The organism is Aestuariivirga sp. (assembly GCF_047602625.1).
Classification (GTDB): domain Bacteria; phylum Pseudomonadota; class Alphaproteobacteria; order Rhizobiales; family Aestuariivirgaceae; genus Aestuariivirga.
In genome coordinates this window covers 145624-170497 of record NZ_JASGGV010000002.1, presented here as the reverse complement: position 1 = coordinate 170497, position 24874 = coordinate 145624, and the positions used below count along the sequence as shown (strand labels likewise).

The 24874-nt window shown below is 61.7% G+C and carries 28 protein-coding genes; 15 read left to right on the top strand and 13 right to left on the bottom strand.

Annotated elements, in window-relative coordinates:
* Positions 1–64 precede the first annotated feature (64 nt).
* From QM694_RS05455 to QM694_RS05445, 3 genes are all read left to right on the top strand, one after another.
* Entirely contained in the window at positions 65–238 is a 174-nt protein-coding gene (locus QM694_RS05455; protein WP_415005939.1) for a hypothetical protein, read from the top strand.
* A complete protein-coding gene (locus tag QM694_RS05450; RefSeq protein ID WP_415005938.1) occupies positions 238–825 on the top strand; it encodes a disulfide bond formation protein B in 588 nt (195 codons plus the stop codon). Before QM694_RS05455 ends, QM694_RS05450 begins: the two co-directional genes overlap by 1 nt.
* A gap of 75 nt (positions 826–900) precedes the next feature.
* Entirely contained in the window at positions 901–1641 is a 741-nt protein-coding gene (locus QM694_RS05445; protein WP_415005937.1) for a pyridoxine 5'-phosphate synthase, read from the top strand.
* A 3-nt stretch (positions 1642–1644) separates the two neighbouring features.
* On the opposite strand, the gene QM694_RS05440 is transcribed toward QM694_RS05445, so the two are convergent.
* From QM694_RS05440 to QM694_RS05430, 3 genes are read right to left on the bottom strand one after another with little or no spacing between them, the layout of a single operon-like run.
* Positions 1645–2016 (bottom strand): hypothetical protein, encoded by a 372-nt coding sequence (locus QM694_RS05440; RefSeq protein ID WP_415005936.1) that lies wholly within the window; start codon positions 2014–2016, stop codon positions 1645–1647.
* Between the two features lie 2 nt (positions 2017–2018).
* Complete coding sequence (locus QM694_RS05435) at positions 2019–2474, bottom strand: Atu1372/SO_1960 family protein (protein ID WP_415005935.1); 456 nt, start codon at positions 2472–2474, stop codon at positions 2019–2021.
* Positions 2475–2478: 4 nt separating this feature from the next.
* A complete protein-coding gene (locus tag QM694_RS05430) occupies positions 2479–3420 on the bottom strand; it encodes an aldo/keto reductase (protein WP_415005934.1) in 942 nt (313 codons plus the stop codon).
* Positions 3421–3496: 76 nt separating this feature from the next.
* On the opposite strand from QM694_RS05430, the gene QM694_RS05425 reads away from it, so the two are divergent.
* From QM694_RS05425 to QM694_RS05410, 4 genes are all read left to right on the top strand, one after another.
* Positions 3497–4675, top strand: coding sequence for an FAD-dependent oxidoreductase (locus QM694_RS05425; protein WP_415005933.1), 1179 nt, complete (start codon positions 3497–3499; stop codon positions 4673–4675).
* Positions 4676–4686: 11 nt separating this feature from the next.
* Positions 4687–6327: a DUF4166 domain-containing protein gene (locus QM694_RS05420; RefSeq protein WP_415005932.1), complete on the top strand. Its 1641-nt coding sequence runs from the start codon at positions 4687–4689 to the stop codon at positions 6325–6327.
* The gene (ilvC, locus tag QM694_RS05415; RefSeq protein WP_415005931.1) at positions 6233–7435 is read left to right on the top strand and encodes a ketol-acid reductoisomerase; all 1203 of its coding nucleotides are present in this window, start codon (positions 6233–6235) and stop codon (positions 7433–7435) included. The genes QM694_RS05420 and ilvC overlap by 95 nt, the downstream gene beginning before the upstream one ends.
* 423 nt (positions 7436–7858) lie before the next feature.
* Positions 7859–9160, top strand: a complete 1302-nt coding sequence (locus QM694_RS05410; RefSeq protein WP_415005930.1) for an RtcB family protein — start codon at positions 7859–7861, stop codon at positions 9158–9160.
* 42 nt (positions 9161–9202) lie between these two features.
* Here QM694_RS05410 and QM694_RS05405 read toward each other — a convergent pair whose 3' ends face one another.
* Together QM694_RS05405 and QM694_RS05400 are read right to left on the bottom strand one after the other, a co-directional pair.
* Entirely contained in the window at positions 9203–10357 is a 1155-nt protein-coding gene (locus QM694_RS05405) for an AAA family ATPase (protein WP_415005929.1), read from the bottom strand.
* Complete coding sequence (locus tag QM694_RS05400) at positions 10354–11286, bottom strand: SDR family oxidoreductase (RefSeq protein WP_415005928.1); 933 nt, start codon at positions 11284–11286, stop codon at positions 10354–10356. The genes QM694_RS05405 and QM694_RS05400 overlap by 4 nt, the downstream gene beginning before the upstream one ends.
* 89 nt (positions 11287–11375) lie before the next feature.
* Here QM694_RS05400 and QM694_RS05395 point away from each other — a divergent pair, with 89 nt between their 5' ends.
* Positions 11376–11783: a winged helix-turn-helix transcriptional regulator gene (locus QM694_RS05395; RefSeq protein WP_415005927.1), complete on the top strand. Its 408-nt coding sequence runs from the start codon at positions 11376–11378 to the stop codon at positions 11781–11783.
* A gap of 29 nt (positions 11784–11812) precedes the next feature.
* Here QM694_RS05395 and QM694_RS05390 read toward each other — a convergent pair whose 3' ends face one another.
* Positions 11813–12217 carry a hypothetical protein gene (locus tag QM694_RS05390; protein ID WP_415005926.1) on the bottom strand — a complete coding sequence of 135 codons (405 nt, stop codon included), beginning with the start codon at positions 12215–12217 and terminating at the stop codon, positions 11813–11815.
* A 5-nt stretch (positions 12218–12222) separates the two neighbouring features.
* Positions 12223–12894 (bottom strand): hypothetical protein, encoded by a 672-nt coding sequence (locus QM694_RS05385; protein WP_415005925.1) that lies wholly within the window; start codon positions 12892–12894, stop codon positions 12223–12225.
* 273 nt (positions 12895–13167) lie between these two features.
* Here QM694_RS05385 and QM694_RS05380 point away from each other — a divergent pair, with 273 nt between their 5' ends.
* The gene (locus QM694_RS05380) at positions 13168–13548 is read left to right on the top strand and encodes a hypothetical protein (RefSeq protein WP_415005924.1); all 381 of its coding nucleotides are present in this window, start codon (positions 13168–13170) and stop codon (positions 13546–13548) included.
* Here QM694_RS05380 and QM694_RS05375 read toward each other — a convergent pair.
* From QM694_RS05375 to QM694_RS05360, 4 genes are read right to left on the bottom strand one after another with little or no spacing between them, the layout of a single operon-like run.
* Positions 13532–14539, bottom strand: coding sequence for an Ldh family oxidoreductase (locus QM694_RS05375; protein ID WP_415005923.1), 1008 nt, complete (start codon positions 14537–14539; stop codon positions 13532–13534). The two genes, QM694_RS05380 and QM694_RS05375, sit on opposite strands and share 17 nt — an antisense overlap.
* Positions 14540–14542: 3 nt before the next feature.
* Positions 14543–15715, bottom strand: coding sequence for a hypothetical protein (locus QM694_RS05370; RefSeq protein ID WP_415005922.1), 1173 nt, complete (start codon positions 15713–15715; stop codon positions 14543–14545).
* Positions 15712–16815, bottom strand: coding sequence for a hypothetical protein (locus QM694_RS05365; protein ID WP_415005921.1), 1104 nt, complete (start codon positions 16813–16815; stop codon positions 15712–15714). Before QM694_RS05365 ends, QM694_RS05370 begins: the two co-directional genes overlap by 4 nt.
* Positions 16815–17576, bottom strand: a complete 762-nt coding sequence (locus QM694_RS05360; protein WP_415005920.1) for an RraA family protein — start codon at positions 17574–17576, stop codon at positions 16815–16817. The genes QM694_RS05365 and QM694_RS05360 overlap by 1 nt, the downstream gene beginning before the upstream one ends.
* Positions 17577–17711: 135 nt before the next feature.
* On the opposite strand from QM694_RS05360, the gene QM694_RS05355 reads away from it, so the two are divergent.
* The 5 genes from QM694_RS05355 to QM694_RS05335 are packed head-to-tail and all read left to right on the top strand — an operon-like array spanning position 17712 to position 22280.
* Positions 17712–18215 carry a heme-degrading domain-containing protein gene (locus tag QM694_RS05355; RefSeq protein WP_415005919.1) on the top strand — a complete coding sequence of 168 codons (504 nt, stop codon included), beginning with the start codon at positions 17712–17714 and terminating at the stop codon, positions 18213–18215.
* Positions 18215–18955, top strand: a complete 741-nt coding sequence (locus tag QM694_RS05350) for a sulfite exporter TauE/SafE family protein (protein ID WP_415005918.1) — start codon at positions 18215–18217, stop codon at positions 18953–18955. The genes QM694_RS05355 and QM694_RS05350 overlap by 1 nt, the downstream gene beginning before the upstream one ends.
* Before the next feature lie 11 nt (positions 18956–18966).
* A complete protein-coding gene (locus QM694_RS05345) occupies positions 18967–19662 on the top strand; it encodes an NUDIX hydrolase (protein ID WP_415005917.1) in 696 nt (231 codons plus the stop codon).
* Between the two features lie 54 nt (positions 19663–19716).
* Positions 19717–21375, top strand: a complete 1659-nt coding sequence (locus QM694_RS05340; RefSeq protein ID WP_415005916.1) for a vWA domain-containing protein — start codon at positions 19717–19719, stop codon at positions 21373–21375.
* Complete coding sequence (locus tag QM694_RS05335; protein ID WP_415005915.1) at positions 21372–22280, top strand: PhzF family phenazine biosynthesis protein; 909 nt, start codon at positions 21372–21374, stop codon at positions 22278–22280. Before QM694_RS05340 ends, QM694_RS05335 begins: the two co-directional genes overlap by 4 nt.
* Before the next feature lie 6 nt (positions 22281–22286).
* Here the strand turns inward: QM694_RS05335 and QM694_RS05330 are convergent, their stop codons facing one another.
* Positions 22287–22532: a hypothetical protein gene (locus QM694_RS05330; RefSeq protein WP_415005914.1), complete on the bottom strand. Its 246-nt coding sequence runs from the start codon at positions 22530–22532 to the stop codon at positions 22287–22289.
* A 225-nt stretch (positions 22533–22757) separates the two neighbouring features.
* Here QM694_RS05330 and QM694_RS05325 point away from each other — a divergent pair, with 225 nt between their 5' ends.
* Positions 22758–23648, top strand: coding sequence for a diacylglycerol/lipid kinase family protein (locus tag QM694_RS05325; protein WP_415005913.1), 891 nt, complete (start codon positions 22758–22760; stop codon positions 23646–23648).
* 46 nt (positions 23649–23694) lie between these two features.
* On the opposite strand, the gene QM694_RS05320 is transcribed toward QM694_RS05325, so the two are convergent.
* Positions 23695–24693 (bottom strand): glycosyltransferase, encoded by a 999-nt coding sequence (locus QM694_RS05320; RefSeq protein ID WP_415005912.1) that lies wholly within the window; start codon positions 24691–24693, stop codon positions 23695–23697.
* Positions 24694–24874: the final 181 nt, after the last annotated feature.

The following is a 24874-nucleotide window of genomic DNA, read 5'->3' as shown; positions in this document are numbered from 1 at the left end:
GCTCAGGGCTACAAGCAAGCAGGCCTGTTAGTGGGCTGCTTGAAACGGCTGGAAGGTGGCATCGATGATGGTGACGATATTCGGCACGGCGCTCCTGGCGCTGGTGCTGGGGCAGATTGGATGGCGGCAATGGGCGCTGGCATGCCTGACGCTGTGCCTCGGGCTTTCACTGTATCTGTTTCTGTTCGAGGTCTACAGTAACGAATATGGGTTCGCCATGCCGTGGCTGCAACTGTGATGGAGACGTCCCAAGCGCGCGCTCTGGCGCTGCTCAATCATCTTTACCTGATTGGCATGGTAGTAGTGATCTCGGGCATTCTCACCGCCGCCATGGTGATGCAATACGCTTTTGGCGAACTGCCGTGCCCGCTTTGCCTGCTGGAGAGGCTGGCGCTGTTTGGCTGCGCCTTCGGCATACTGCAAAATCTGCGCGGACCTTTCTCCGACCGCAATACCGGCTGGACGCTCCTGTTCGCGCTATTCCTGCTGATCGTTTCGGTTCGGCAGAGCCTACTCGATATCTATGTTCGGCCAGGCCACGCCTATATCGGCAGCGCCGTGTTCGGGCTGCACATGCCCGTGTGGGCGGTGGTAATTGCGCTCTGCCTGATGATTGCCATTGGGGTAAGGCTCGCTGTTCTGGGCGGCAACGTCCACATGCAGGCCAATGACGTGGCGAGCTTTCCTGTTGTGCAACAAGCCGCGCGGCTGGCCGGATGGTACGTGATCATTCTCTGCGCCATCAATTTTGTGTCGGTCATCATTCAGTGCGGACTTGGGCAATGCCATACAATGGGATATGCACTACTCGAAAAAGCGGTATAATGTAATTCTGGGAAACCGGATCAATTTTCCGGTCCACATGGCGGCTATAGGGAGGTTCCTGAGGGAGTTTCCGCTTTGGCCTGCAAGCTGTCCGTCAATGTCAATGCCATCGCCTATCTGCGCAACCGGCGCGATTTGCCGTGGCCTTCGGTCGAAGAGCTGGGGCGGGTGGCGCTGGATGCGGGCGCGGTGGGCCTGACGATTCATCCGCGCCCCGATGAGCGGCATATCCGGGGGGCCGATGTGCCGGTGCTGCGCGATCTGCTGCGGAAATCCTATCCTGGCCGGGAATACAATATCGAGGGCTATCCCGACGAACGCTTCCTGAAACTGGTGGAGGCGAATGCGCCGGACCAGGTGACGCTAGTGCCGGATGATCCTTCGCAGGGCACATCGGACCATGGCTGGGACATTGCGAAGAACCGGGCGCTGCTCACCGATGTGATCGCACGGCTGCACAGGGGTAACATGCGCGTGTCGCTGTTCATTGACCCAGATCCTGCGGCCCCGGCTCTGGCGAAGGCCGTGGGTGCGGATCGTGTGGAAATCTATACCGGCCCCTATGGCGGCGCGCTTGAGCCGCACGCGGCGCGGCGCGAGTTTGACAAGGTGGTGGCGACCGGCAAGGCAGCGGAGGCCGCAGGCGTGGGCCTGAATGCAGGACACGACCTCACGCGCGCCAACCTGCCGGCGCTCGTCAAGACGCTGCCCAATCTGGCGGAGGTATCGATCGGCCATGCGGTGGTTGCCGATGCGATGATGCTGGGCATGGCGGAAACCGTGCGCCAGTTCCGCATGGCCATTGGCGATCGCTGATCTCTACGGCAGAGGAAGCGGTGGGTTGGCGCTGCCGATTTTCAGCTCCACGGTGGTGAAGCTCAGGCGGGTGCTGCCAATATTTTCAAGATCATGCACCATGCTTTCGCCGGGGCCGAATGTGTAATGGCGGGTAGAGCCTTCCACATATTCGGTGTCCGCCACGCGCCCGTCCGCATAGGTAGAGCGCGATTTTCTGGCACTCGTCGCCGTCCAGAAATAGTTGAGCACATGGGTGTGGAAGGCCACGCGCTCGCCGGGTGCGAGATCGATGCGCCACACCCGCACGTCAGCGGTTTCAGACACGAGCTTCTGCCCCACCATGCCAAAGCCTTTGTTGGCGCGGTCAAGTTCGGCCTTGCGCTGGTCATCCATGGTCAGATCTCCGCGAATAGAACGACAAGCGAGGTGCAATCCAGCGGCATCACAGGATTGGTGTAGATCATGCGCGTGTGGCGGCCCCTGTCACCGAAGACGGTGTTGATCAGGTCCGATGCGCCGTTCAGGCATTTGGGATGGTCCTTGTAGGTTTCATCCACCCACATGGTGCCTTCCAGCCGGATGATGCGCTTTACCTTCGCGAGTTCCCCCACCGCCTCCTTGATCTGCGCGATGGCATTGAGGCAGGAGAGCTGGCAGGACTTGTAGCCATCCTCGCCCGAAAGCTCGCGTCCGATGCGGCCGGCATAGACGAGCTTGCCATCGCGCCACGGCAGGTTACCGGAGGTCATCACGACATTACCGGAGATGGCCCATGGCACGTAATTGGCGACTGCGCCCGCGGCGGGCGGCAGCGTGAGGCCCAACGCGGCGATCCTTTCTTCCGGCGTCATCGCCTTACTCTGCGGACGCAGCATCCAGTGCTGCCACATCGGCGGGCGTGAGTTTGAGCGCCATGGCGCCGGCCAGATCATTCACCTGCTGAAGGCTGGTGGCGCTGGCGATGGCGCGCACGCGGGGCTTTGCGGCAAGCCAGGCCAATGCCACCTGCGCGTCCGTCGCCTTGTGCGCCGCCGCCACCTGATCGAGCGCCGCCAGGATTTTAAGGCCGCGGGGAGTGAGATAGCTTGTGGCGTCACCGCCGCGGATGGCGCTTTTCTTCGCGTCTCCAGCACTCCGGTATTTGCCGGAGAGGAAGCCCTTGGCGAGTGAGAAATAGGCAAAGACATCGAGATTGTAGCGATCGCACACCGGCTTCAGCGTGGCTTCAAAGGGATTGCGGTCATAGAGATTGTACAGCGTCTGCAGACAGGAGAAGCGTGGCAGGTTCTTGCTGTGAGACGTCTCCATCGCCGTGGTCAGGCGATCGGCCGCGTAGTTCGATGCGCCGATGGCCTTGATCTTGCCTGCCGCGAGCAGTTTCTGGAACAGGCCCAGCGTTTCATCGAGCGGCGTCACCTTGTCATCGTAGTGGACGTAATAGAGATCGATGCAATCGATGCCGAGGCGTTTGAGCGAATTGTTCACGGCACCTTCGAGATATTTCGCTGTGGCATTACCGTTGGCAAGCGCGCCGGGAGCACCCGGTGCGCCGCCCTTGGTGTGAATCTGCAAACGCGAGCGATTGCCGCGCGCCTTCATCCATTTGCCGATGATGGTTTCGGATTCGCCGCCCTTATTGCCGTTGCCCCAATAGGAATAGACGTCGGCCGTATCGATGGCGATGAGGCCCTTTTCCGCCGCGGCATCGAGGATGGCGAAGGATTGCTCCTCGTTGATGCTCCAGCCAAAGACATTGGCGCCGAGAATGATCGAAGGGGTTGCCGGTGAAGTCATCATGCGTCTCCTGTTTGCCGGGACGATAGCGGGCGGAAAGAATCGGCGCTAGGCTTCCCGGCATTCCATGGGAGCAACCTTGCATATCGCGATTTGCGGCGCCGGCCCGGCCGGGCTTTCCGCTGCGCTGGCGCTGAAGGCGCAAGGCCATCGCATCACGCTGTTCGAGCAGTTTGAGACGCCGAAGCCCTTGGGTTCCGGCCTGATCCTGCAGCCCACGGGATTGGCCGTTCTCGACGCGCTGGGCGTAGGGTCGCGCCTTCGGGGTCTGGGGGCGCGGATCGACCGTCTTTATGGACGGGCGGCGGGTTCAGATCGGGTGGTGCTGGACGTGCGCTATCAGGCGCTGGGTGAGGAACGCGGGCTGGCGGTGCATCGTGCGGCACTGTTTAATGTTCTCTTCGATGCGGTGAAAGCTGCTGGCATCAGTATCGAAACCGGGAGTCAGATCAGCGGCTTGGAGGGGCGCGCCGTCATCCTGAATCAATTGCGGCGGGCAGGGCCGTTCGATCTCATCATCGACGCACTGGGCTCGCGTTCGCCGCTGATCCCTTATGCATCCGCGCCAGATGTCCGGCGGTCCTTGCCCTATGGCGCCATCTGGGCCAGCCTGCCGTGGCCCGGCGCCCCGTTTGATCCGCATGCACTGGAACAGCGTTATGACGGCGCTTCGGTGATGGTGGGCGTCCTGCCCATCGGGCGGCAGATCGAAGGCGGCAATCCGCAGACGGCGTTTTTCTGGAGCCTCAAATGGGCGGCATTCGAAGCGTGGCGCAAGGCTGGGCTTGGCCTCTGGAAAGAACGCGTACGTGCATTGTGGCCGGAAACTGCGCCGCTTCTAGAGAGCGTCACCATGCCCGAACAGATGGTGCTGGCGCGCTATGACCATCACACGCTGCCGCTGCCCTATGGCGAAGGGCTGGTGTTCATTGGCGACAGCGCACATGCAACAAGCCCTCAACTGGGGCAGGGCGCGAACATGGCCCTGCTCGATGTCCAGGCGCTGACGGCGGCGCTGGCCGCGCATGACGATCTGGCCGATGCGCTTGCCGCCTATGCGCGGATGCGGCGGTTGCATGTGCGCGTCTATCAGGGTTTGAGCCGCATGTTCACGCCGTTCTACCAGTCGGATTCGCGCGCGCTGCCTCTGATGCGCGATACGCTGGTGGCGGCGGGAAGCCGATTGCCGCCGGTGCAGAAACTGCTGGCCAGCATCGTGAGCGGGCGGTTGGTGCAGCCCATCAGGAGTCAATCCTAGTGGCGCGAGTCATGATCATCGGAGCATCCGGCGTGTTCGGTTCGCGCCTCGCCGAGCAACTGTCTCTCGTGGGCGGGCATGAGATCATCCTCGCCGGACGGGATGTGAACAAGGCTGCCCAGCTGCTCAATATGCTCCAGGCACGGAAGATTGTGGCGCGTTTCGTGGCATTTGACCGCACGCACCCCGATGCGGCGCAATTGCGGGACGTGGCACCCGACGTGGCGGTGGATGCGGCAGGCCCGTTCCAGCACGGAAGTCTTGCGTTGCCGGAAGCCTGCATCGCGGCAGGCGTAAATTATCTCGACATTGCCGATGCGCGGGATTTCGTGGGCTCCATCCGGCGGCTTGATGCGGCGTCGAAAGCCGCGAAGGTCTTTGCGCTGTCAGGGGCTAGCTCCACGCCCGCGCTCTCCCATGCGGTGATCGACAAATTCACGGAAGGCTGGCAGCGGCGGGATGCGATCTCGGTGGCCATCATGCCGGGCAATCGCACGCCGCGCGGATTGTCCGTCGTGCAGGCGATCCTCAGTTATGTGGGCCGTCCGGTGCGCGTGTTCCGGGAGGGGCGGTGGCAAGAGGCAGCGGGCTGGAGCCTTGACGAGAAGTTCAATCTGCCGGGGCTGGGAACACGCCATGCTGCGCTGTGCGACACGCCCGATCTGGACCTGCTGGCGGAGCGATACGCGCCCCGGGCGCGGGCGGAATTCAGGGGCGGGCTTGAATTGGGCATCCTCCACCATGGGCTCCGGGCGCTGTCCTGGCTCAGATCAAAGGGCCTGCTGCCCTTTGCGGAGAGGCTGGCGCGGCCGCTCAGGGCCATTGCCGAAAGTCTCGACAGGTTCGGGACTGATGCAGGCGGCATGGTGGTGGAGGTTTCGGGCCGCGATGCAAAAGACCGGCCGGTGCGCCTGCGCTGGAGCCTCGTGGCGCGGGACGGCATAGGGCCGAATATTCCCATTCTCCCGGCGCTGGCGCTGATTGAGCGGCTTGCTTCGGTTGCGCCCGGTGCCAGGCCCGCGGCGGGTGAGATCGGCTATAATGCAATTCTGAATCATCTGAATCGGTTAGGCATCGAGACGCATGCAATGGTTGAAGACAGTGGGCCGCCGTTCCAGTTCCAGAAAGCGTTGGGCGCGGCATGGCAAGGACTCCCCGCCATCACCCGCGCCATTCATACCGTCGATCTCTCGATCATTCTCCAGGGTGAGGCCGAGGTGGAAGGGGCGCGGACGGCCATCGGGCGCGTGATCGCCAAGGCTTTTGGCTTTCCCGAGGGTGCTGCCAATGTGCCGGTCCGGGTGGTGAGCGAGAATGACGGGGTGGGAGAGCGCTGGGCGCGGATTTATCCCACCCGCACCATGCGGAGCTATATGACCAACGCTGATCCCGCAGCGGGGACTATCGAAGAGCACATGGGTCCGTTCCGATTCGTGCTGAAGTTGGCGGGCACGGCGCAGGGCATCGATCTGGTGCCTGTGAGGGTTTTCTGGCACAGCTTGCCGCTGCCCCTCTGGCTGCTTCCCGCTATCGACGCCACCGAGCGAGCCAGCGCGGATGGCCGGCACCTGTTCGATGTGCGGGTTTCGCTGCGGCCGTTTGGGCTTCTGGTGCACTACAAGGGCTGGCTCAGGCCCGTTTCCGGCGCATAGAGCGGCCACCCTCATGCCGCTTGCCTTGAAGCCCCCGGCCCGCTATGCCGCGCGCCAACGTTTTCAATGGGAAAAGCAGGGGAATACCATGCGCGTCTATTACGACCGTGATGCCGACGTCAATCTGATCAAGGGCAAGAAAGTCGTCATCGTGGGGTACGGCAGCCAGGGCCGCGCCCATGCGCTGAACCTGAAGGATTCGGGCGCCAAGAACATCGCCGTGGCGCTCAAAGCCGGGTCCGCCACCGCCAAGAAGGCGGAAGCCGATGGCCTCAAGGTGATGACGGTGGCCGAGGCCGCCAAATGGGCCGACCTGATGATGATGGCGACCCCGGATGAGCTTCAGGCCGACATCTGGCGCGACGAGATCGCCCCCAATATCCGCGACGGCGCGGCGATTGCCTTCGCCCACGGCCTTAACGTGCATTTCAACCTGATCGAGCCGAAGAAGACCATCGACGTGGTGATGATCGCGCCGAAGGGCCCCGGCCACACGGTGCGCGGCGAATACCAGAAGGGCGGCGGCGTGCCTTGCCTCATCGCCGTCCATCAGGATGCCTCGGGCAATGCGCATGACCTGGCGCTCTCTTACGCTTCGGGCGTGGGCGGCGGCCGCTCCGGCATCATCGAGACAACCTTCAAGGAAGAGTGCGAGACCGATCTCTTCGGTGAGCAGGTGGTTCTGTGCGGCGGCCTCGTGGAACTGATCCGCGCGGGCTACGAAACGCTGGTGGAAGCGGGCTATGCGCCCGAGATGGCCTATTTCGAGTGCCTCCATGAAGTGAAACTGATCGTCGATCTGATCTATGAAGGCGGCATCGCCAACATGAACTATTCGATCTCCAACACGGCGGAGTGGGGCGAGTATGTCACCGGCCCGCGCATCATCACCGACGCCACCAAGGCCGAGATGAAGCGCGTGCTGAAGGATATCCAGACCGGCAAGTTCACCTCCGAGTGGATGCAGGAATACCGTGCTGGCGCTGCCCGCTTCAAGGCCATCCGCCGCAACAACGACAGCCACAACATTGAAGCAGTTGGCGCCAAGCTCCGCGAAATGATGCCGTGGATCGGCAAGAATAAGCTGGTGGACAAGGCCAGGAACTAAAGCGTTTCAATCATTTTTCGTAATTTTGCGGGGGCGGTGTTTACACCGCTCCCGATTTTTTTGTTGCGTGTCCCTCGGAAGTGTGACATAGGCCCCGCCCCAAGTAACTAAACGGATTTCACGTGTCTTTGTTTGCCAGCCATAGCGCATTTGCGCCAAGCACCGCCCGGCCCGCAGGCCGTTTTGGCGGTTGCGGATGGCTGTGCTCCGGAAAACCCCGGAATTACGGGATGATTTCCAACATATCATAATCCGGCGGCGGGCATGGTGTCCTCCGTCTTAACACGGAGGGCAAAATGCCAATTCTAAGTAATCCCAGATCATCGCAATTCATTCCCGCAATGGGACCCGAACCGCAGGCGCATTTACGTGCCTGCGCGCGGTCTCCGTCACGTTCATTTTACGATTCACAGGATCTTTCCCATGACCACCAGGATCATCTACGGCGATCATGACGATCGCACGCTCGCGCAGTTGGACCGCTGCCTCGCTACGGGCAGCGCCGCCTCCGGTGTTTTGTGCGCCGACGGGCATCTGGGCTATGCCCACCCGATCGGCGGCGTCGTCGGCTACACCGATCACATCTCCATCAGCGGCGTAGGCTTCGACATTGCCTGCGGCAACATGGCGGTGCGGCTCGACACGCGCTATGCCGACATCAAGGAGCAGGCTTCCGCCATCATGCGCGACGTGGCGAAGCATATCAGCTTCGGCATCGGGCGGAAGAACGCCGAGCGCGTCGACCATGACCTGTTCGACAGCGATCTGTGGCTTGCCGCCGAGGTCGGCCATCTCAAGGAGATGGCGCGCGCGCAGCTTGGCACCGTCGGCTCCGGCAACCACTATGTCGATCTCTTCGAGGACGAAGAGGGCTTCGTGTGGATCGGCGTGCACTTCGGGTCGCGCGGCCTCGGCCACAAGACCACGACCAAGTATCTCGAACTGGCGGGTGCCAGGGACGGGATGGAGGTCGACCCGGCCTTGCTGGACGTAAACTCGGATCTCGGCCGCGGCTATATCGCGGGCGTGGAGCTGGGTGGCCTCTATGCCTATGCGGGCCGTGAGTGGGTGGTCGAGAAGGTGCGGTCGATCATCGGCGGCGCCGTGACCTTCAGCGTGCACAACCATCACAACTTCGTCTGGCGTGAAACCCATGGCGGCGTTGACATGTGGGTGGTGCGCAAGGGGGCGACGCCGGCCTTTCCGGGCCAGATGGGCTTCGTGGGAGGCTCGATGGGCGATGATGCGGTGATCCTGCGCGGGGTGGAGAGCGAGGCGTCGAAGGCGTCTCTCTATTCCACCGTGCATGGCGCGGGGCGCGTGATGTCGCGCACCAGAGCGACCGGGCAGACCAAGTCCATCGCGCGCTGCACGGCCAAGGACTGCCTGTTCGAAGTCTCCTGGCGCGGGTTTGAACACGCGCGCAAGGAGGCGGGCCTGAAGCATGGCGCCCAGTTCACGCTGTGCCCGGATCATCCGGGCACCACGATGCGGAAGCTCAAGCTCCGCAGCGAGGGCGCCATCCGGCATGACGAGATGAAGGCCTGGGTGCAGGAGAAGGGCGTGATCCTGATCGGCGCCGGGGTGGATGAGGCCCCGCAGGCCTACCGCCGCCTGCCCGAGGTGCTGGCCGCTCATGCCGGCACGGTCGAGATCATGCACCGGCTGCGCCCGTTCGGCGTGGTGATGGCGGGCGAGAACGAGTTCGACCCGTTCAAGGACTGACAAGAAAGGAAGAGGGCCCGCGAGGGCCCTCTTTTGTGTTTGTCACCGCGCAGGCCATTCCCATGGCACGCGTTCATTGTCTTCGATGATGGTTTCGCCAAACTGCTTTTCCAGGCGGATGCCGCGGCAAGAGGCGAGGGATGCAAGTTCATCGGCCAGCGGCTGCGCATGGGTGACGACGATGATCTGCGTGCGGCTGGAGGCGAGCGCAATAAGTCGGGCCAAAGGCGCGAGAAGATCGGGATGCAGGCTCGTCTCCGGTTCGTTCAGCACCATCAGGCGGGGCGGCCGGGGCGAGAGCAGGGCGGCGGTCAGCAGAAGATAGCGCAACGTGCCGTCCGACAATTCGGCGCTGCGCAGCGGGCGCAGAAGGCCATGCTGCTGCATGACCACTTCGAAGAAACCGTCATTCGCCGTGATCTCGATGCTGCTGCCGGGAAAAGCATCGTCAATCGTGTCCGAGAGTTCCGTGGCGCTGCCGATTTCGCGGATGGTCTGAAGGGCGGCGGCAAGATCACCGCCATCGCCCGCCATCACGGGCGTGCGCGTGCCCACCTGCGGCTTGCGCGCCAGGGCGTCACGGTCGGTGCGGAAATGATCGTAGAAGCGCCAGTCGCGCATGCGCTCGCGGAGGACCAGCAACTCCGCGCCCTGGCGGGGATCGGCGCAGTGCGTCATCATGCTGTCGAAGGGTTGCAGCGTGGTCATCGCCTGCTGCCATGTGCCCGAGGCACCGCGGATGCGCGCCGAGGGGCCATGACGGGAGGCAAACTCATTGGAGCGCCCAAGCTTCTCCCCCGTCCATACGCTCTCCGTCTTGATGACGGGATCGCTGCCAAACATCGTTGAATCCGGCACAGGCAATCCGATGTCGATGGCGTAGCCATAATCGTCGCCGGAAAATCCGAGCCTGAGGCTGACGGGATTCTTCCGCCGTGTTCCTTCCACGGCGTGGATACCCTGCTTCACGCTGCGCGCGATTGTTTCAGGGCCTGCCCAGAGCGTGGAGGAAAGACCGCCTTCACGGGCGAGCGACGGAATGATGCGCCCCTGCGCCACCTCGGCCAGAAGCCGGATGGCGCGGTAGAGGCTGGACTTTCCAGAGCCGTTCGCCCCGGTGACGACATTCAGCGACCCGAGGGCAAGCCTCACATCACGTAGCGAACGGTATCCGGCAATGGCGAGGGTGTTGATCATCGGGCCAGGAAGGATCGGGTTCGATCCTTCCTAGCAGAGATTTCGCTTACCCCGCAAAAGCGGCCTTGTTGGCGGCAAGCCACGAGTTCGAAGCTTTGCGGCTCCTTGCCGGTAAGCTTCTTCACATCATCCGTCACCATGGCGAGGTCACCCTTGCGGGCGGCGGTGTCGAAGGAGGCGAAGACGCGGGCCACGGGCTCGGGGATGCCAGCGCCCGTCATGCCTTTCACGAGGCCTTCTTCCGGTACATCCACCACGGCGAGCGGCTTGCCAACGGCGGCGGACACAAGCGCCGCAATCTCTCGCGTGGTGAGGCCCTTGGTGCCGGTGAGGGTGTAGGTGGTCTTGCCTGTTGCCTTCGCGGCGAGTGCGGCAGCGGCGGACTTCGCCTCATCGGCGCGCGCCACATAGGCGATGCGGCCATCGCCCGCGGCGGAATACCAGGCGCCGGAGGCCAGTGCGTGGGGCAGGGAATGGAGGAGATTTTCGGCGTACCAGTTGTTGCGCAGGATGGTCCAGCCGGGAATTTTCGAGGCGGCGATGGCCTGCTCGGTGCCGAGATGATCCGGCGCGAAACTGACGGCCGATGTCTCCGGCACGGGAAGGGAGGTGTAGACGACGTGCGTCACGCCCGCTTTCTCCGCCGCAGCCACGGCGGTCTTGTGCTGGGCAAGGCGAAGGCCGGGCTTGTCCAAAGCATCGGTGGAGATGAGCAGCAGGCGGTCCGCGCCCTTGAAGGCGGTGGCAAGCGTTTCAGGATCATTGAAATCGGCGGCACGCACCTGAATGCCTTTCGCCGCGAGATCGGCGAGTGTCTCCGGCTTGCGGGTGGTGGCGATGATCTGGCTGGCTGGGATTTTCTGATCGTTCAGCAGGCTGCCGATCACGAGGCGGCCGAAATGGCCCGCAGCGCCGGTGACGAGATACATGGGAAAACCTTTCCTGTTGCGTTAATCTCATTTGATGAGTAAGTCTCAATTAGAGACTATTGAAGATAGCGCAAGCAGGCACTTTTCCCATGGCTGGTTCCCTTGAAGTAACCATTGAGACGCCCCTTCGCATTGCCCGGCGGCGCGATGCCGGGCTGGACGGACGTTGCCCCATCCGTGACGTGCTGGACCGGATCGGCGACAAATGGAGCGTGCTGCTGATAATGGAATTGCGCGATGGGCCATTGCGCTTCGGCGAATTGCGGCGGCGGGTGCCGGATATTTCGCAGCGCATGCTCACCGAGACGCTGCGCCATTTGCAGCGTGACGGATTTCTGTCACGCACTGTCTATCCCACCGTGCCGCCCAGCGTGGAATATGCGCTGACGCCGCTGGGGCAATCGTTGCTCGATCCGCTGGGGGTACTGGTGGCGTGGTCATCCAATCACCATGACAGCGTGCGCGCCGCGCGCATCGCATTTGACGGGAAGGGGTAGCCCGGGCGGTTTCGCGCCCGGGCTTCGCATCAATGCGGCAGGCCGGGGATGGCGTTGCCGATGTCCCTCGCGAGGCCTGCGCCGCCATTCTGCCTGATCCATGCGACAAGCGCCGTGCTTGCCGCTTCGATCTGCGCCATGGTGAGGCCAGATGCCTCAAGCTGGCTGAAGCCCGCGGCCAGCACGCCGCCTTTCGTGCCGAGCACGCTGGTGGCAATGGTGCCGAGGATGCCGCCGCCCGAAGGCGTGACGCGATTGGCCGCGGCAAGATCTGACGCTCCCGGAATGGACTGGAAGATTTTCGTAGCGATTGCGGGATCAACTTCCTGCTGTATCACCGAGAAAATGGTGCCTGCCGCGCGCTCCGCAGCGGCGGGTGGAAGTCCCGCCTTCTGCGCAACGGCGTCGACAACGGATTGTGCGTTCAGGGCCATGGCGATCAGCCCTGATTGCTCTTCAGCCGCGTATTGCAGGTGGACCAGAACTGCGGCCACTTCGACCCTGCGGGAAGCGTATTCGCCGCCTTGTCGGCGCGCCATTCATTGCCGCATTCCTTCATGCGCTGGTGCAGCGCGATCTGGCCCGGTGTGAAGGGTTTGCCGTTCTTGTCTGTCGTCTTCACGGCGATGTCCGACCAGTCGCTGCCGGAGCCCGGTTCAGACGGCGTGGTCTTTTCATCCGCGGCGCTTGCCGAATCCTGAACATTGCAGCCGCCCTTGACGTAGGCTTTCCAGGTCATGCCCGAAGGAACCTCGTTGGCATCCTTGAGCTGTTTCCAGCTTGCGCTACAGGTCTGCATGAAGCTGCCATTGGCATCCGTTGTTTTGGTGGTGGAAGCGGGGGCAGCCGTGGTGGCGGTGGTTTTCTTCTTGGTTGTTGTGGCAGGAGCAGGGGCCGCCGCCGTGGTGTTGTCCGCAGGCTGGGCGTCAGAACTGGCCTTGAGATCGGCGCACTGCGTCTTCATGTAGTCAGTCCACTTCGTGGCGTCGGTGACGGTGCCCGCCGCCTTGGCCGCCTTATAGCGGGCCGAGCATTCGGTCATGAAGTTTGACTTGGCGTTGGCCGAGGCCGGCATCAGCGCAACCGATGCCGAAACCAGTGCGAGGCTCATCAGAGAAGCTTTGAAAAGTGGTGACATGTCCGTCCCATCCCCATGGATGCGTTACAATTCCCGGAAAATTCCTGTGGTTTTTCCCGGAGGTTAGCTGCCATCAGCCTCGGTGACTCGGCGGATCGGCTTGTCAACGGTTGGGCGCGGTTCATGGTGCAATCGTGTCAACTAAATGAATTGCGCGTAATGTCGGGCAACATTACTTGGAATTCACATCCGGGCATGCGCACTGGAATTCTGTTGCGTTTTTCACGGGGCAGGGTTTTGAATGGAATGATGAGACACCTGCCGGTCTATCTGGGGCTGATTTGCATGCTTGGCGGCTGCCTGCCGGGGGATGGCCTGCGGGTGAGCGAATGCATGGCTTCGCTTGCCGCCGTGGAGCCCGATGCGAAGCCCCTGGCCGTGACACCCAATGCAACGGAAATCGACCGTGTGGCGCTGGACTACCGCCGCCCCGGAGATGGGGATGGCCATTGGATCGTCTGCAAATACGACTCGCCGTGGTGGGGGTTCGGCGGGTCTGAGCTTGCGGGCGTCGTGGTGGATGGAAATGCGCTGGGGCCGGGCCGCCTGACATTTCTCAAGACCCACTGGATCGGCACGCCAGGTGCCGCCCAGGATGTGGCTGCGCGGCTTACGGCGCAGGGTTGAGGTTCTGAATTTCCTGCCAGCGCCTGTCGTCAATTTCGACACCATCCGTCAGGGCGCGCTGGCGATGTTCCCAGCGGATTTCGCCGGGAAACAGAACTCCATCTCCCGAGGCGCGAAGAAGAGCGGTGAGGGTTTCAAAGCGGTCGAAATAATTGTCCCGGTCCATCCAGCGTGAAATATCGAGCGCGAGCAGAAACTGCCCATTGCTGCCGCTGCGGGAAAAATCGCTGTACATCGACGCGACGCCGGGGCCGATGCCAGCGCCAGTGAGCACGCCGCTCAGGATTTCCACCAGCAGAGAAAGGCCGTAACCCTTGGCGCCGCCGAAGGGGAGAAGCGCCCCATCCGCCACTTTTGAAGGATCAGTGACCGGATTGCCGTTTGTGTCGATCGCCAGGCCTTCCGGCAGCGAAATGCCCTTTGCTATATGTTCGCGCACGGTCGAACCTGCCAAGGCCGAAGTCGCCATGTCGAACAGAAGATGACGGCCATTGCGTGCCGGGGCGCCAAACGCAAAAGGATTGGTGCCCAGCACAGGCTTGATGCCGCCATGCGCCACGACTTTTGGAAAAGAGTTGGACAGGGCAAGGCTGATCATGCCCTCGTCGGCTGCGCGGCTTACATAATAGGCACCGCAGCCGGAGAAATTGCTGTCCTTCACGCCGACAACGCCGATGCCCGTGGCCTTTGCCAGTTCGACAGCGCGGCCCATGGCGCGTTCCGCGGCATCGAATCCGAAGCCTCCGGCTGCATCAAGGCGGGAGATAGAGGGTGCGAGGGACTCAAAGGCCATTTCACTCTGGCCATCAAGAACGCCTTGGCGCATGCGTTTGATCAGGATGGGAATGCGCTCGATCCCGAAATTTGCGCGCCCCACGCTTTCGCACCAGGCCATGTGGCGCGCAACGGATGCGGCCTGCGTTTCGCCCGCGCCATTCGTGAGAAACAGATCGCGGATGGAGGTTTCAAGCGCCTCGAGGCTGATGCGCACGGGCTAGACCGAGAGATGCTGCAGGATGGCGTAAGCGGCGCCTGCCATCGGCACGGGATCGCGGAGGGACAACAGCGGAAAAACATGCGATGCAGTGGCGATGCTCTTCAGCCAGCCGAGCAAGGAAAGCTGTCCGGCCTTCCTCATCTCGCGAAAGGCCAACAGATCGCGGATGGGATACCAGAAATAGAGGCGGCGTTTGCCCTGCTTGGCAGGCGGAGGCGTCTGGCCCGTCAGGCGGCTGTAGACGATGAGATCAATCGGAACGCCCGCGCGGCGCACCAGTTCCTGCGCGGCGGTAAAGCGTGCGTTCACTTCAATGACTTTCAGTTTGCCATCACGCGTATCACGCTTGAATTCGATATTGCCAAGGCCAAGAAGGCCTGCGGCATCGAAAAACTTGCGTCCCGCCTCGGCTGTTTCCGGCAGGATTGCGGTTGCGTGATAGCAGGCGTTGCCGCGGTTCACGGGCCAGCGCCTGATGATGCATTTCGTGAAATCAAACAGCCGCTGCCCATTTGGCAGACGGTAGGTGTAATAGCTCGACAAAAGCGAATCCGGCCCTGGAATCATTTCCACCACAAACACAGGCACGCCATGCGCCCGCGCCAACATGAGCTTCTGCACCAGGATTTCGGGGCTTTCCTTGACGATGAAGAGCTTGGTTCCAAATATCTTCGCGAAGCTGTGTGACTCGATGGGCTTAACCGCCACCGGGAACGAGACAGAGCGGGCGAGCGCTTCGAGATCGGTGTCTTCAGCAACGTCCCAATGCCGAGGAGCGCCGACACTTGCCGCCTCGGCGATTTCCAGCGTGCGTTTCTTGTCCAGAAAATCACGCTGCAATTGTGGATCGGCATCGTCAAGGATGAAACGGGATGAAAGATCAGCGCGGTGCTCATTGACGAAAAGCAACGCCTCATCGCTCATCGCCAGCACGATATGCCCGTCCAGTTCACGCTTGTTGCCCAACAGCAAGCGCTTCCAGAAGTCACGCGAGTTTTCTTCGACGGGTATGCGGAACGCTTCCACGCAATAGCGCGAATGCAAGGCCCAGCAGTTTGCCGGCCCGCTCACCCGCACGGCGATTCCCTTGCGGCCAAGGCTGCGCGTGACGGAAAGCGCATTCTCCTTTCCGCCCAGGATCAGCACCGGGGTCGCGGTATTCAGGCTCATCCTGCCACCATGTGCAGCATGGGTGAGGTTTCCGTTAAGGCGGCCTCCCGCATCAATTGTTCGATGATCACGGTGCCGATCATCCGCCCATCCGACCGTGACGCGACGAGATCGTGATGGTGAAGCCCCGGCGTGGTGTTTATTTCGCCGATCACGCCGTTGGCAGGGCCCAATGGCTGGGAGATATCGCGCGCAATGATATCGACGCCAGCGAATCTCACGCCCAGTGCGTTAACCATCCGTCTGCCGAGACGGGCGGTGGCGGGATGCACGTCCCGCGTTACCACGTGATTTTCATTTGCCGCGTTCTGGTTGGCGGCGTGTTTTACAATGGCCTTGTGGCGCGCTTGCAGGACGGTGGAGGGTTTCAAGCCCTGGGCATCCAGCGTATTGCGTGCTTCCCGGTCGAGCCGCAACGGGCTTAGCGCGGTGAAAGGTTCCCATTCAAGACGCCGGGCGGTTTCCATCCGCATCAGATCGCGGATGTTGCTTCTGCCGTCGCCTGTCACCGAGGGGGGATCACGGCGGATGGCATCGAGCAATAAGCCATCGAGGTAGAGCAGGCGATGGGACTGACCTTCAATTTGTTTCTCCGCCAAAAGCCTGGTATCGAAACGGCTGGCAAGGAAGGATGCGGCTTTCAGAGCCTTCGTATCGCGGATGCCGGTGATGACGCCGTTTCCGCCGCCCGTTCCCGAAGCAGGCTTCACCACCAGCGGGCCGCCGGTTGTCTCAAGTAAAGACAATGCGGGTTTCAGGTCGCGGAATGTGAAGGCCGCATATTGCGGCACGGCGCAACCCTGTTCCATCATGAGACGGTAGGTGAGCGGCTTGTTCCCCATCATGTCGAGCGTCAGATGGTCGTCCAGGCGCATTTCGCCCTGGCGGACGATGGCGGAGCGGCCCCCGTTCGTGATGCGAATGAACCCTGCGCCAAGTTCTTCCGTGCGCCCACCGATGTCGCGCGCCACCCGCCGCCAGTATTCGCGGTAGTAACGCTGGCGGAGGGCGCGGAACTGCAGATGCTCGCGAAGTGCCGGAACATCCGCCAAGCGCAGTGACCGGAAGGCCAGCTTTTCGATATGGTCAACCGCCGTCATTACTCCACCAGGCACTGATCGGCTTGGAGCTGGCGGTCCACCCATTCGTTGGAGAAGCGGCCCGCCTTCACGTCGGCCACATATTGCATCATGCGGGCGCGGTGGGCGCGGAGCCGCATCAGCGTGTCTTCCGCCATTTCGCGGCGGATGACGGCAATGCCGCTCTGGTCGGCCACGATGACGTCGCCGGGGTTCACCACGATGCCGCCACAGCTCACCGCGTAGTTCAGTTCTCCGGGGCCACGGTGCAGCGGGCCAAACGGCGTGATTCCACGCGCGAAGACAGGCAGGCCCGCATCCTGCAATCCCGGCAAATCGCGCACCAGCCCGTCGACAATGAAGCCCGCGATGCCACGGTGTTTCGCCTTGTTGGTGATGAGATCACCCAGCACCGCGTTGCGCTGGCTGCCTGACGTGTCAATCACCACAACGTCGCCCGGCTTTGCGGCATCGAGCGCCTTGTGCACCATGAGATTATCGCCGGGAAACACCTTGACGGTGAGAGCAGGGCCAACCAGCATCTCCGCGTTCACCACGTTCCGGATTTCCGGGGTCATGGTGTACATGCGGTTCAGGATGTCGGAGATATCCGGCGTCTCGAAATCGCGGAAGCTCGCGACCAGCCTCGGGTCGGGCCGCTCAATCTCCATCTTCACGCGAAAGCCGGGGCCGGGCGTCATTTCTGCGGATTTCGGCCGCGTTGTCGCCCCATCGCCGGGCTGCATGCGGATGGCGCTAACACGCTGATGGGCAATGGACATGGGGGCTGCTCCCGAAATGCAGTTGTTTTCCGGTCTCAGCCAATGCAGTTTGAATGCCACGGGGAAAGCAGCCGCAAGACCTGCTTAACGGCGCGTTAACAAGACAAATAAACTGTTTCAAATGGGGATCGTCACGTGTCAACGGCCGAAGACATCGCGCAGTTGAAGCTGCAGGAAAAACGCCTGCAATTTCCCCATTTCAACGAGGCGGATGCATGGGCTTTGGGAACGCTCATGCAGGCGGAAGCGCTGGCGCGCAAGCTGCCCATCGTGATCGACATCCGCCACGCCGGACGGCAGTTGTTTTACGCAGCCCTGGCGGGAAGCGAGGCTGACAATCCGAACTGGGTGAGGCGCAAGAGCAACAGCGCACTGCGCGCCCACAAATGTTCCTACCGCATCGGGCGCGAACTTTTGCAGAAAGGCGAAAGCGTTTTAGACCGCGGCTGGGACCCGATGGAACATGCGCCGCATGGCGGCAGCTTTCCCATCCATGTGATCGGCACGGGGGTGATTGGCGCTGTCACGGTGTCTGGCATCCCGCAGCGCGAGGATCATAATTTCACGGTCGAGATGCTGTGCCGCTTTCTCAACGTGGACCACGAGACAGTGCGCCTCAAGCCCGAGTCTGATGCATAATGACCGGCTGGCTGTTTTACGCCCTGGCGATCCTCGCCTCCTTTACGGTCGGATTGTCGAAGGGCGGTCTGCCGATGGTGGGCATTCTCGGCGTGCCCCTGCTGGCACTGGTGATGCCACCGTTCCAGGCGGCGGCGCTGCTGCTGCCGATCTATATCGTCAGCGACTGGTTTGGCCTGTGGTTCTACCGCCGCGAATATGATCTCAGGAACCTGCTGATCCTTGCGCCATCAGCGACGCTCGGCGTGGCGCTTGGGTGGGCCACGGCGTCGTTCACCAATGAGCGGATCGTCACGGCGCTGATCGGCCTGATCGGCCTCTGGTATTGCATCAATGCGGTGATCAAGCGCGGCAATATCCCCAAGAAAGACGCCGATGTGCCGCGCGGCATGTTCTGGGGCACGCTGATCGGCTTCACCAGTTTCGTCTCGCATTCCGGCGGCGCGCCATTCCAGATGTATGCGCTGCCGCAGAAATTGCCGAAGATGGTGTTCGCGGGCACCAGCACGATCCTGTTTGCCTATGTGAACCTCATCAAGCTGCCGCCTTACTGGGCGCTGGGCCAGTTCAACATTGGCAATCTGGAATTGGCGGCGTGGCTGGCGCCCGCCGCGATCATCGGTGCGTGGATCGGCTATCACGCCACGCGCATCATTCCGGAAAAGCTGTTCTTCCGCATCGTGGAAGTGGCGCTGGCGCTGGTGTCCATCGAGCTCATTTACAAGGCCATCGCCGGGTGATGGATGGAGCCGTGCCGCTTCGGGGTCTTGACCTTCGCATGGGTGGAGGCCGCTGGGCCTTTGCGGATGCTGAACGCGGAAAAATTCTCGGGCACTGGCAGGCGCGAGTGGCTGCCAATCCCGCACTGTGGAACGGCGAGGTGCTGATTTGCACCGAGGCCGAGGTTGAAGACGGCATCCTGCGTGCCCGTTTCGCCGTGACGGATTTTGCCAGTTTCGTCGCCTGGCGCGATTGGGATTGGCCCGACCGCGCCGTGCGCAATTGCTTTGGCGTTCCCGCTGCCATCACGTCCTGCGGCGCGCTCTTGTTCGGCGTGATGGGCTCTGCCACGGCGAATGCCGGCAAGGCCTATCCGCCATCCGGCTCGCTTGAGCCCCGCGATGTGCTGCCGGATGGCCGCGTCGATATTTACGGATCCATGTGCACCGAGCTTCTGGAAGAGACAGGCATCGATCTTCGCGCGGCGGAGGAGGGCCGTCTCTTCGCAGTATTTGAAGGCCAGCGCCTGGCCGTGATCCGGATTTTCCGGTTTGCGGAAGATTACGCAACTCTGGCGCGACGGGTTCAGGCTCACCTTGAAACCGACTCATCTCCCGAACTGGAAAGCATCGAAGCCTTGCGTTCTGTTTCACAGATCGATTTAAGAATGCCGGGCTATGCACAAGTGATTGCTCGAGAAATCCTGTCCAGCCGGATTGAGAGTTGACGCCGCGCAGGCTTGCTGCGACCTTCCCGCCCGCCTGTTTGACGGAGCCTTCCCATGCGATTCTCCCGAGTTCTCTGCCTCACCGTCCTGTCCCTGTTTGCGCTCTTGCAACCGGCGCGCGCCGATGAGGGGCAGCGGGTCATCCTCGTGCTGGATGCCTCGGGGTCCATGCGGGCGAAGATCGATGGCAAGTCCAAGATGGATATCGCCAAGGAGGTGGTAGGCAAGATCGTCGCCAACTGGAAGCCCGAAGACGAACTCGGCCTCATCGCCTATGGCCACCGGCAAAAGGGATCATGCGACGACATCGAAGTGCTGAGCGAGCCGGGCACGCTGGATGGCAAAGCCTTCATGGCAAAGGTCAAGAGCCTCAGCCCCAAGGGCAAAACGCCCATGACGGCGGCCGTAAAGATGGCGGCGGAATCCCTTCAGTATACGGAGAAAAAGGCCACCGTCATTCTCGTCTCGGACGGCATCGAAACCTGCGGGCTGAACCCCTGTTCGGTGGCGGAGGAATTGAAGTCAACCGGCGTAAATCTCACGGTACATACTGTTGGCTTCGGCCTTGATGATCCGGCAGCAGCGGGGCAGCTCAAATGCCTCGCGGACAAAACCGGCGGCATTTCCATTGTCGCCAGCAATGCGGATGAGCTTGAGAAGGCGCTGACCAAGACGGTGGAGGTCACGGAAACCCAGCCTGCGCAGCCGCCGGCCGAGCCGGGCATTACGATGAATGGCCATGTGTGGCTGGCTGACAAGGCCGAGCTGATGAATCCCTTCACGCAACCCGGATGGACCATCCGCAAGGCGACAACGGACGGCAGCGATGGCGAAGCGGTGTCCACGGACTACGCCGTCGACCTCAAGAAAAATCTTCCGCCCGGCGATTATGTTGCGGACATTAGCGTCAGCTATGCGCGCGTGAAAACGCCGTTCACCGTCACGGCGGGAAAGATCGTGGACGTGGAGCCGGTGTTGAACGCGGGTACCCTCACGGCCGCTGGCACAATGGACGGCAAAGTGCCAGCCGATTCAAACCGGCTGTCGTGGGAGATTTTGGCGCCGAACGGTGATAACGTCGCGACGTTGTACGACATCCAGCCGCGCCTCCTGCTGAATGCGGGGGACTACACGCTGGTGCTGAACCTGGGAGAGGCAAAGGCAAGCCAGTCTTTCACGATCACGGCGGGGAAAGACACTGATCTCACCCTGGCCCTGAATGCGGGGCAAGCCGAACTCACCGCCCAGTTCTCCGACAAGGGGCCTGCGGCGTCGAAGGACGTGACGTTCGAGGTGCATCAGGCGGTTGCGGATGTTGATGGCCAGCATCCGCGCATCACCACCAGCTATGAACTGCCGGCGCGCATCTTCCTGCCGGCGGGCCATTATCTCTTCACTGCCGACACAGGCTATGCCCATGCCGAAATGGAGGGAGACGTGTCCGCCGCGCAGGTGAGCAAGATCGCGTTCAACCTCAACGCCGGCTACCTGAACGTAAAAGCCGGGAATGCAACGTCTTTCGAAATTTACAGCAGCGAGAAAGACATTTCAGGCGAAGCGAAGCGCATCGGCACGGAATATGGCGCCGAGTTCAACAAGGCCTTCAACGCAGGCATCTATCACATCAAAGCCTATGGAGATGGCGGCGCGGTGATTGGCGAGAAAGACATCGAAGTGAAGGCGGGGCAGCGGACGGAAGCCACCATCCCGTGAATCTCGCCTTCGCTACCTATGATGTTTTCACGGCGCGGAGGTTTGGCGGCAATCCGCTGGCCATCGTGATGGAGGCAGACCGTCTGTCCACGGAGCAGATGCAATCGATCGCGCGGGAGTTCAATCTCTCCGAAACGATTTTTGTGATGGCGCCGGAAAGCCCTGTGAACACGGCGAAGGTGCGGATTTTTCTGCCGCAGGTGGAAATCCCGTTTGCCGGCCATCCGACCGTGGGATGCGCCATTCATTTGGCTGCGCGGAAATACAAGGCCGGATGTTCCTTTGAAACGGAAGTCCGGCTGGAGGAGAAGGCTGGCGTTGTGCCGGTGAAAGTCTCGCGCATTGGCGATGTGCCCCACGCGATGTTCACAGCGCCCGTCACACCGTTTGCGCTCGCACGCGCCGTGCCGGAACAGGCTGATATCGCTGCCGCACTTTCACTTGCCCCGGAGAAGATCGGCTTTGAGGGGCATGCGCCGGGACTTCATCAGGGAGGCCCCAGTTTTCTTTTCATTCCGGTGTCCGGCGGGGATGCGCTGGCGAGCGTGTGCGTTTCGGAGCCGCATTGGTCGAGGCTCATGGAAAAATCGGGCGTGCTTGGCGCATATGTTTATGCGCGCGGCGGTGAGCAGGAAAAAACGGCGTTTCGCGGCCGCATGTTTGCACCCGGCTCCGGCATCCCGGAAGATCCCGCGACGGGCGCCGCAACGGCCTTGCTGGCATCTCAGCTTCTTGCCTGCGGGGAATGGGCCGATGGCACGCATCGTCTCTGGCTGGAACAGGGCTATGAGATGGGCAGGCCTTCCCAGCTCCGGCTTGAATTCGATGTAAAAGGCCAAGCCCTGGTTTCCGTGCGCGTGGCAGGGCAGGCCGTGCAGGTGATGGAAGGAACGATCGAGCTCTGAAGAGCTCTATTGAATGTTCAGCATCGCCTTGGCCTCGCCTGTCACGTCGAGGCCTTCCTGCGTATTGCCGGCGCCGCACAATTGAACAGCCTGATTGCGCATGTCTTCCAGCTGCGCGCGGTCCTCGGGTTTTACAGCGTCAGGCTTCGCCATCGCCTGGTCAATCTTTGCGATGTCCTTGGCGCAATCGTCGGCCAGGGCAGGGCATATTCCCGCAACGAAAATAAAAAGGGCGGCAAAAGCAGCTTTCATAAATCCTGTCCTTGGGCAATCGCCACACCTTGGCGCGCAACTGTGTCGGAACTTTATCCGTGTTTGGTCAGCACGGCGGTTGGCGCCTCATTCCGGATGGGCAATAGGTCAAATATACATACGGCGTCAACATCACGCGCGGACGTCCGCATTCTGCTGCCAAGTGCGTTGACCCCCTGACCTGATTGCCACATATTTTCACCATGACAGACTGGAACCCCGCGCGTGGATAAAACACAGCCTGCCGAAGCGGCGGTTCTGGTCATCATCAACCGGCAGTCCGGCACGGTTCGGACCATGGGTGAGGATGCCGTGGCGCAGCGGGTTGAAAAGGGCTTTTCGCAGAAGCAGCCGGTTGAGGTTTCACTCGTCAAGGGCGGGGAAATTGCTTCAACAGTGGCGTCGGCGATTGCGGGACAGCGTTATCAGACAATTGTCGTGGGCGGCGGGGATGGCACGGTGGCCAGCGTAGCCGGGCAACTGGCGGGTACCGGCATCACCATGGGCGTATTGCCCTTGGGCACAATGAACATGGTGGCGCAGGCGATCGGCATTCCCGCCAATCTCGAACAGGCGGTAACGGCTTTAGCGGATGGGCATGCGGTGGCCATTGACGTTGGCCGGGTGAACGGCAAAGCATTTCTGCATCAGGTATCTTTCGGCATTCAGCCGCGCGTCGTCCGCATCCGCGAGCGCATCGGCTATTCCTCGCGCCTTACAAAAATGCTGACCGGCCTGACAGCGATTTTTGCCGTTCTCGCGCGGCCGCGGACCATCCGTATGATCGCCGAGGAAGAAGGAACATTGTCGCGCCTGCGCATCCCCGCGCTGGCGATCTCAAACAATGTCTACCGGTCGGACAAGCCGGGCATTCCAGTGCGGCTTGATGGCGGGGTGTTGGGAATCTACGCCGTGAGCGCCAAACGCTGGCGTGACTATATCCGCATTGCGCTGGCCACCCTGCGGGGAACATGGAAGGAAGAACGATATGGTGGAGGCGCGCGCCGGTTCCGCGATCAGATTGTCACCGATGAAGCGCCGGAAGGGGAGCAAGATTCAGGCGTCGGTCGATGGCGAACTCGAATATCTCACCTTTCCCATCGATATTTCCATTGAGCCCGGCGTGTTGCAGATGATCGTGCCGAAAACCCAATAGTATTGCCTACTGCGGGCGCGCGCCGCCCGGCGTGAACAGGGGAACGGCAACCTGCCTGAAAAAATCACCCACAAAATGCGCCGTCATCTCCTGTGTCCGCCCGGTGAGCACGGTGATGCAGCGATCAATCGCCGATCCTGAAAGCTGCGCCAGCGCACAGACGCGGGCATGAAAGGCGCCATAATTCTTGGAATGGAAGCGCTTCCAGCTTTGGAACCAGTAGGGTGGCGTCCGCCTTGCAGCCATATCGCGGTTATGAATGCCGGTTGCAGCGCCTTCGATATGCGCGATGCGCGAGGAGGGGCAAAACCAGACCTGCAATCCCAGCTTCTTGAGCGCGAACATCATGTCGGTTTCTTCAAAGTAGAGAAAATAGCCGGGATCGAAAAATCCCACGCTGCAGATGGCATCAAACCGCGCCATGAAGCCGGAGCCTGAAACCCAATCCACCTCGCCTTCAGCCATGTCCGGCGGCAGGGCAATCATCCAGCGGGAGAATACTCTCGAAACCGGCCCCAGCCGCGCCGAGCCAAAGAAGGCGGAAATCACACCGGGAAATCGGAACGCAGAATAGGCCGCTCTTGCCCGCGCCGGATCGTCCACGCCGCAACCTGCAATCGCGGCCTGTGGATGCGCCTCAAGGAACCGGGCCAGTTCGCCGATGCAATCGGTTTCCAGCCGCGCATCGGGATTGAGAAAAAAGATATAGCGCGGCGGCACGGCGCGCTCCGCCAGCCTCTTCAGCACCACATTGTTGCCGCGTCCGAAGCCGTGATTTTCAGTCTCGGGATAGAACGTTACGCGGCTGCCCCAGCCCTTCGCGGCGTCCGCCAGAACGGCGCGGTCGTTGCCGGGCGAGTTATTGTCAACCAGATGGATTTCGACGCTGCGCCCGCCATGCTGGCGTGCCAGCACGCTTTCAACGGCGCCGATCGCCAGCGTGGCGGTTCCGTAGTTCACGATGATGACGGCAATTTCGGACATCTGGCCCCGGATATTGCTCATTTGCCGTTAATTCATTCTTCCCGTGCAAGGTTGCGCATTGCCAGGCAATCCCCTATAGAGCCTTCCCATGTCCAACGCGCGCGCCATTCTGGTTCTGACCTCCGGGCCCCAAGCCCTGAGCGCGCTTGGGCTTCTCCTTCTTAGCTGCCCCTGAGGGCCGGCCGGGCTTTGCCCTGGCTCT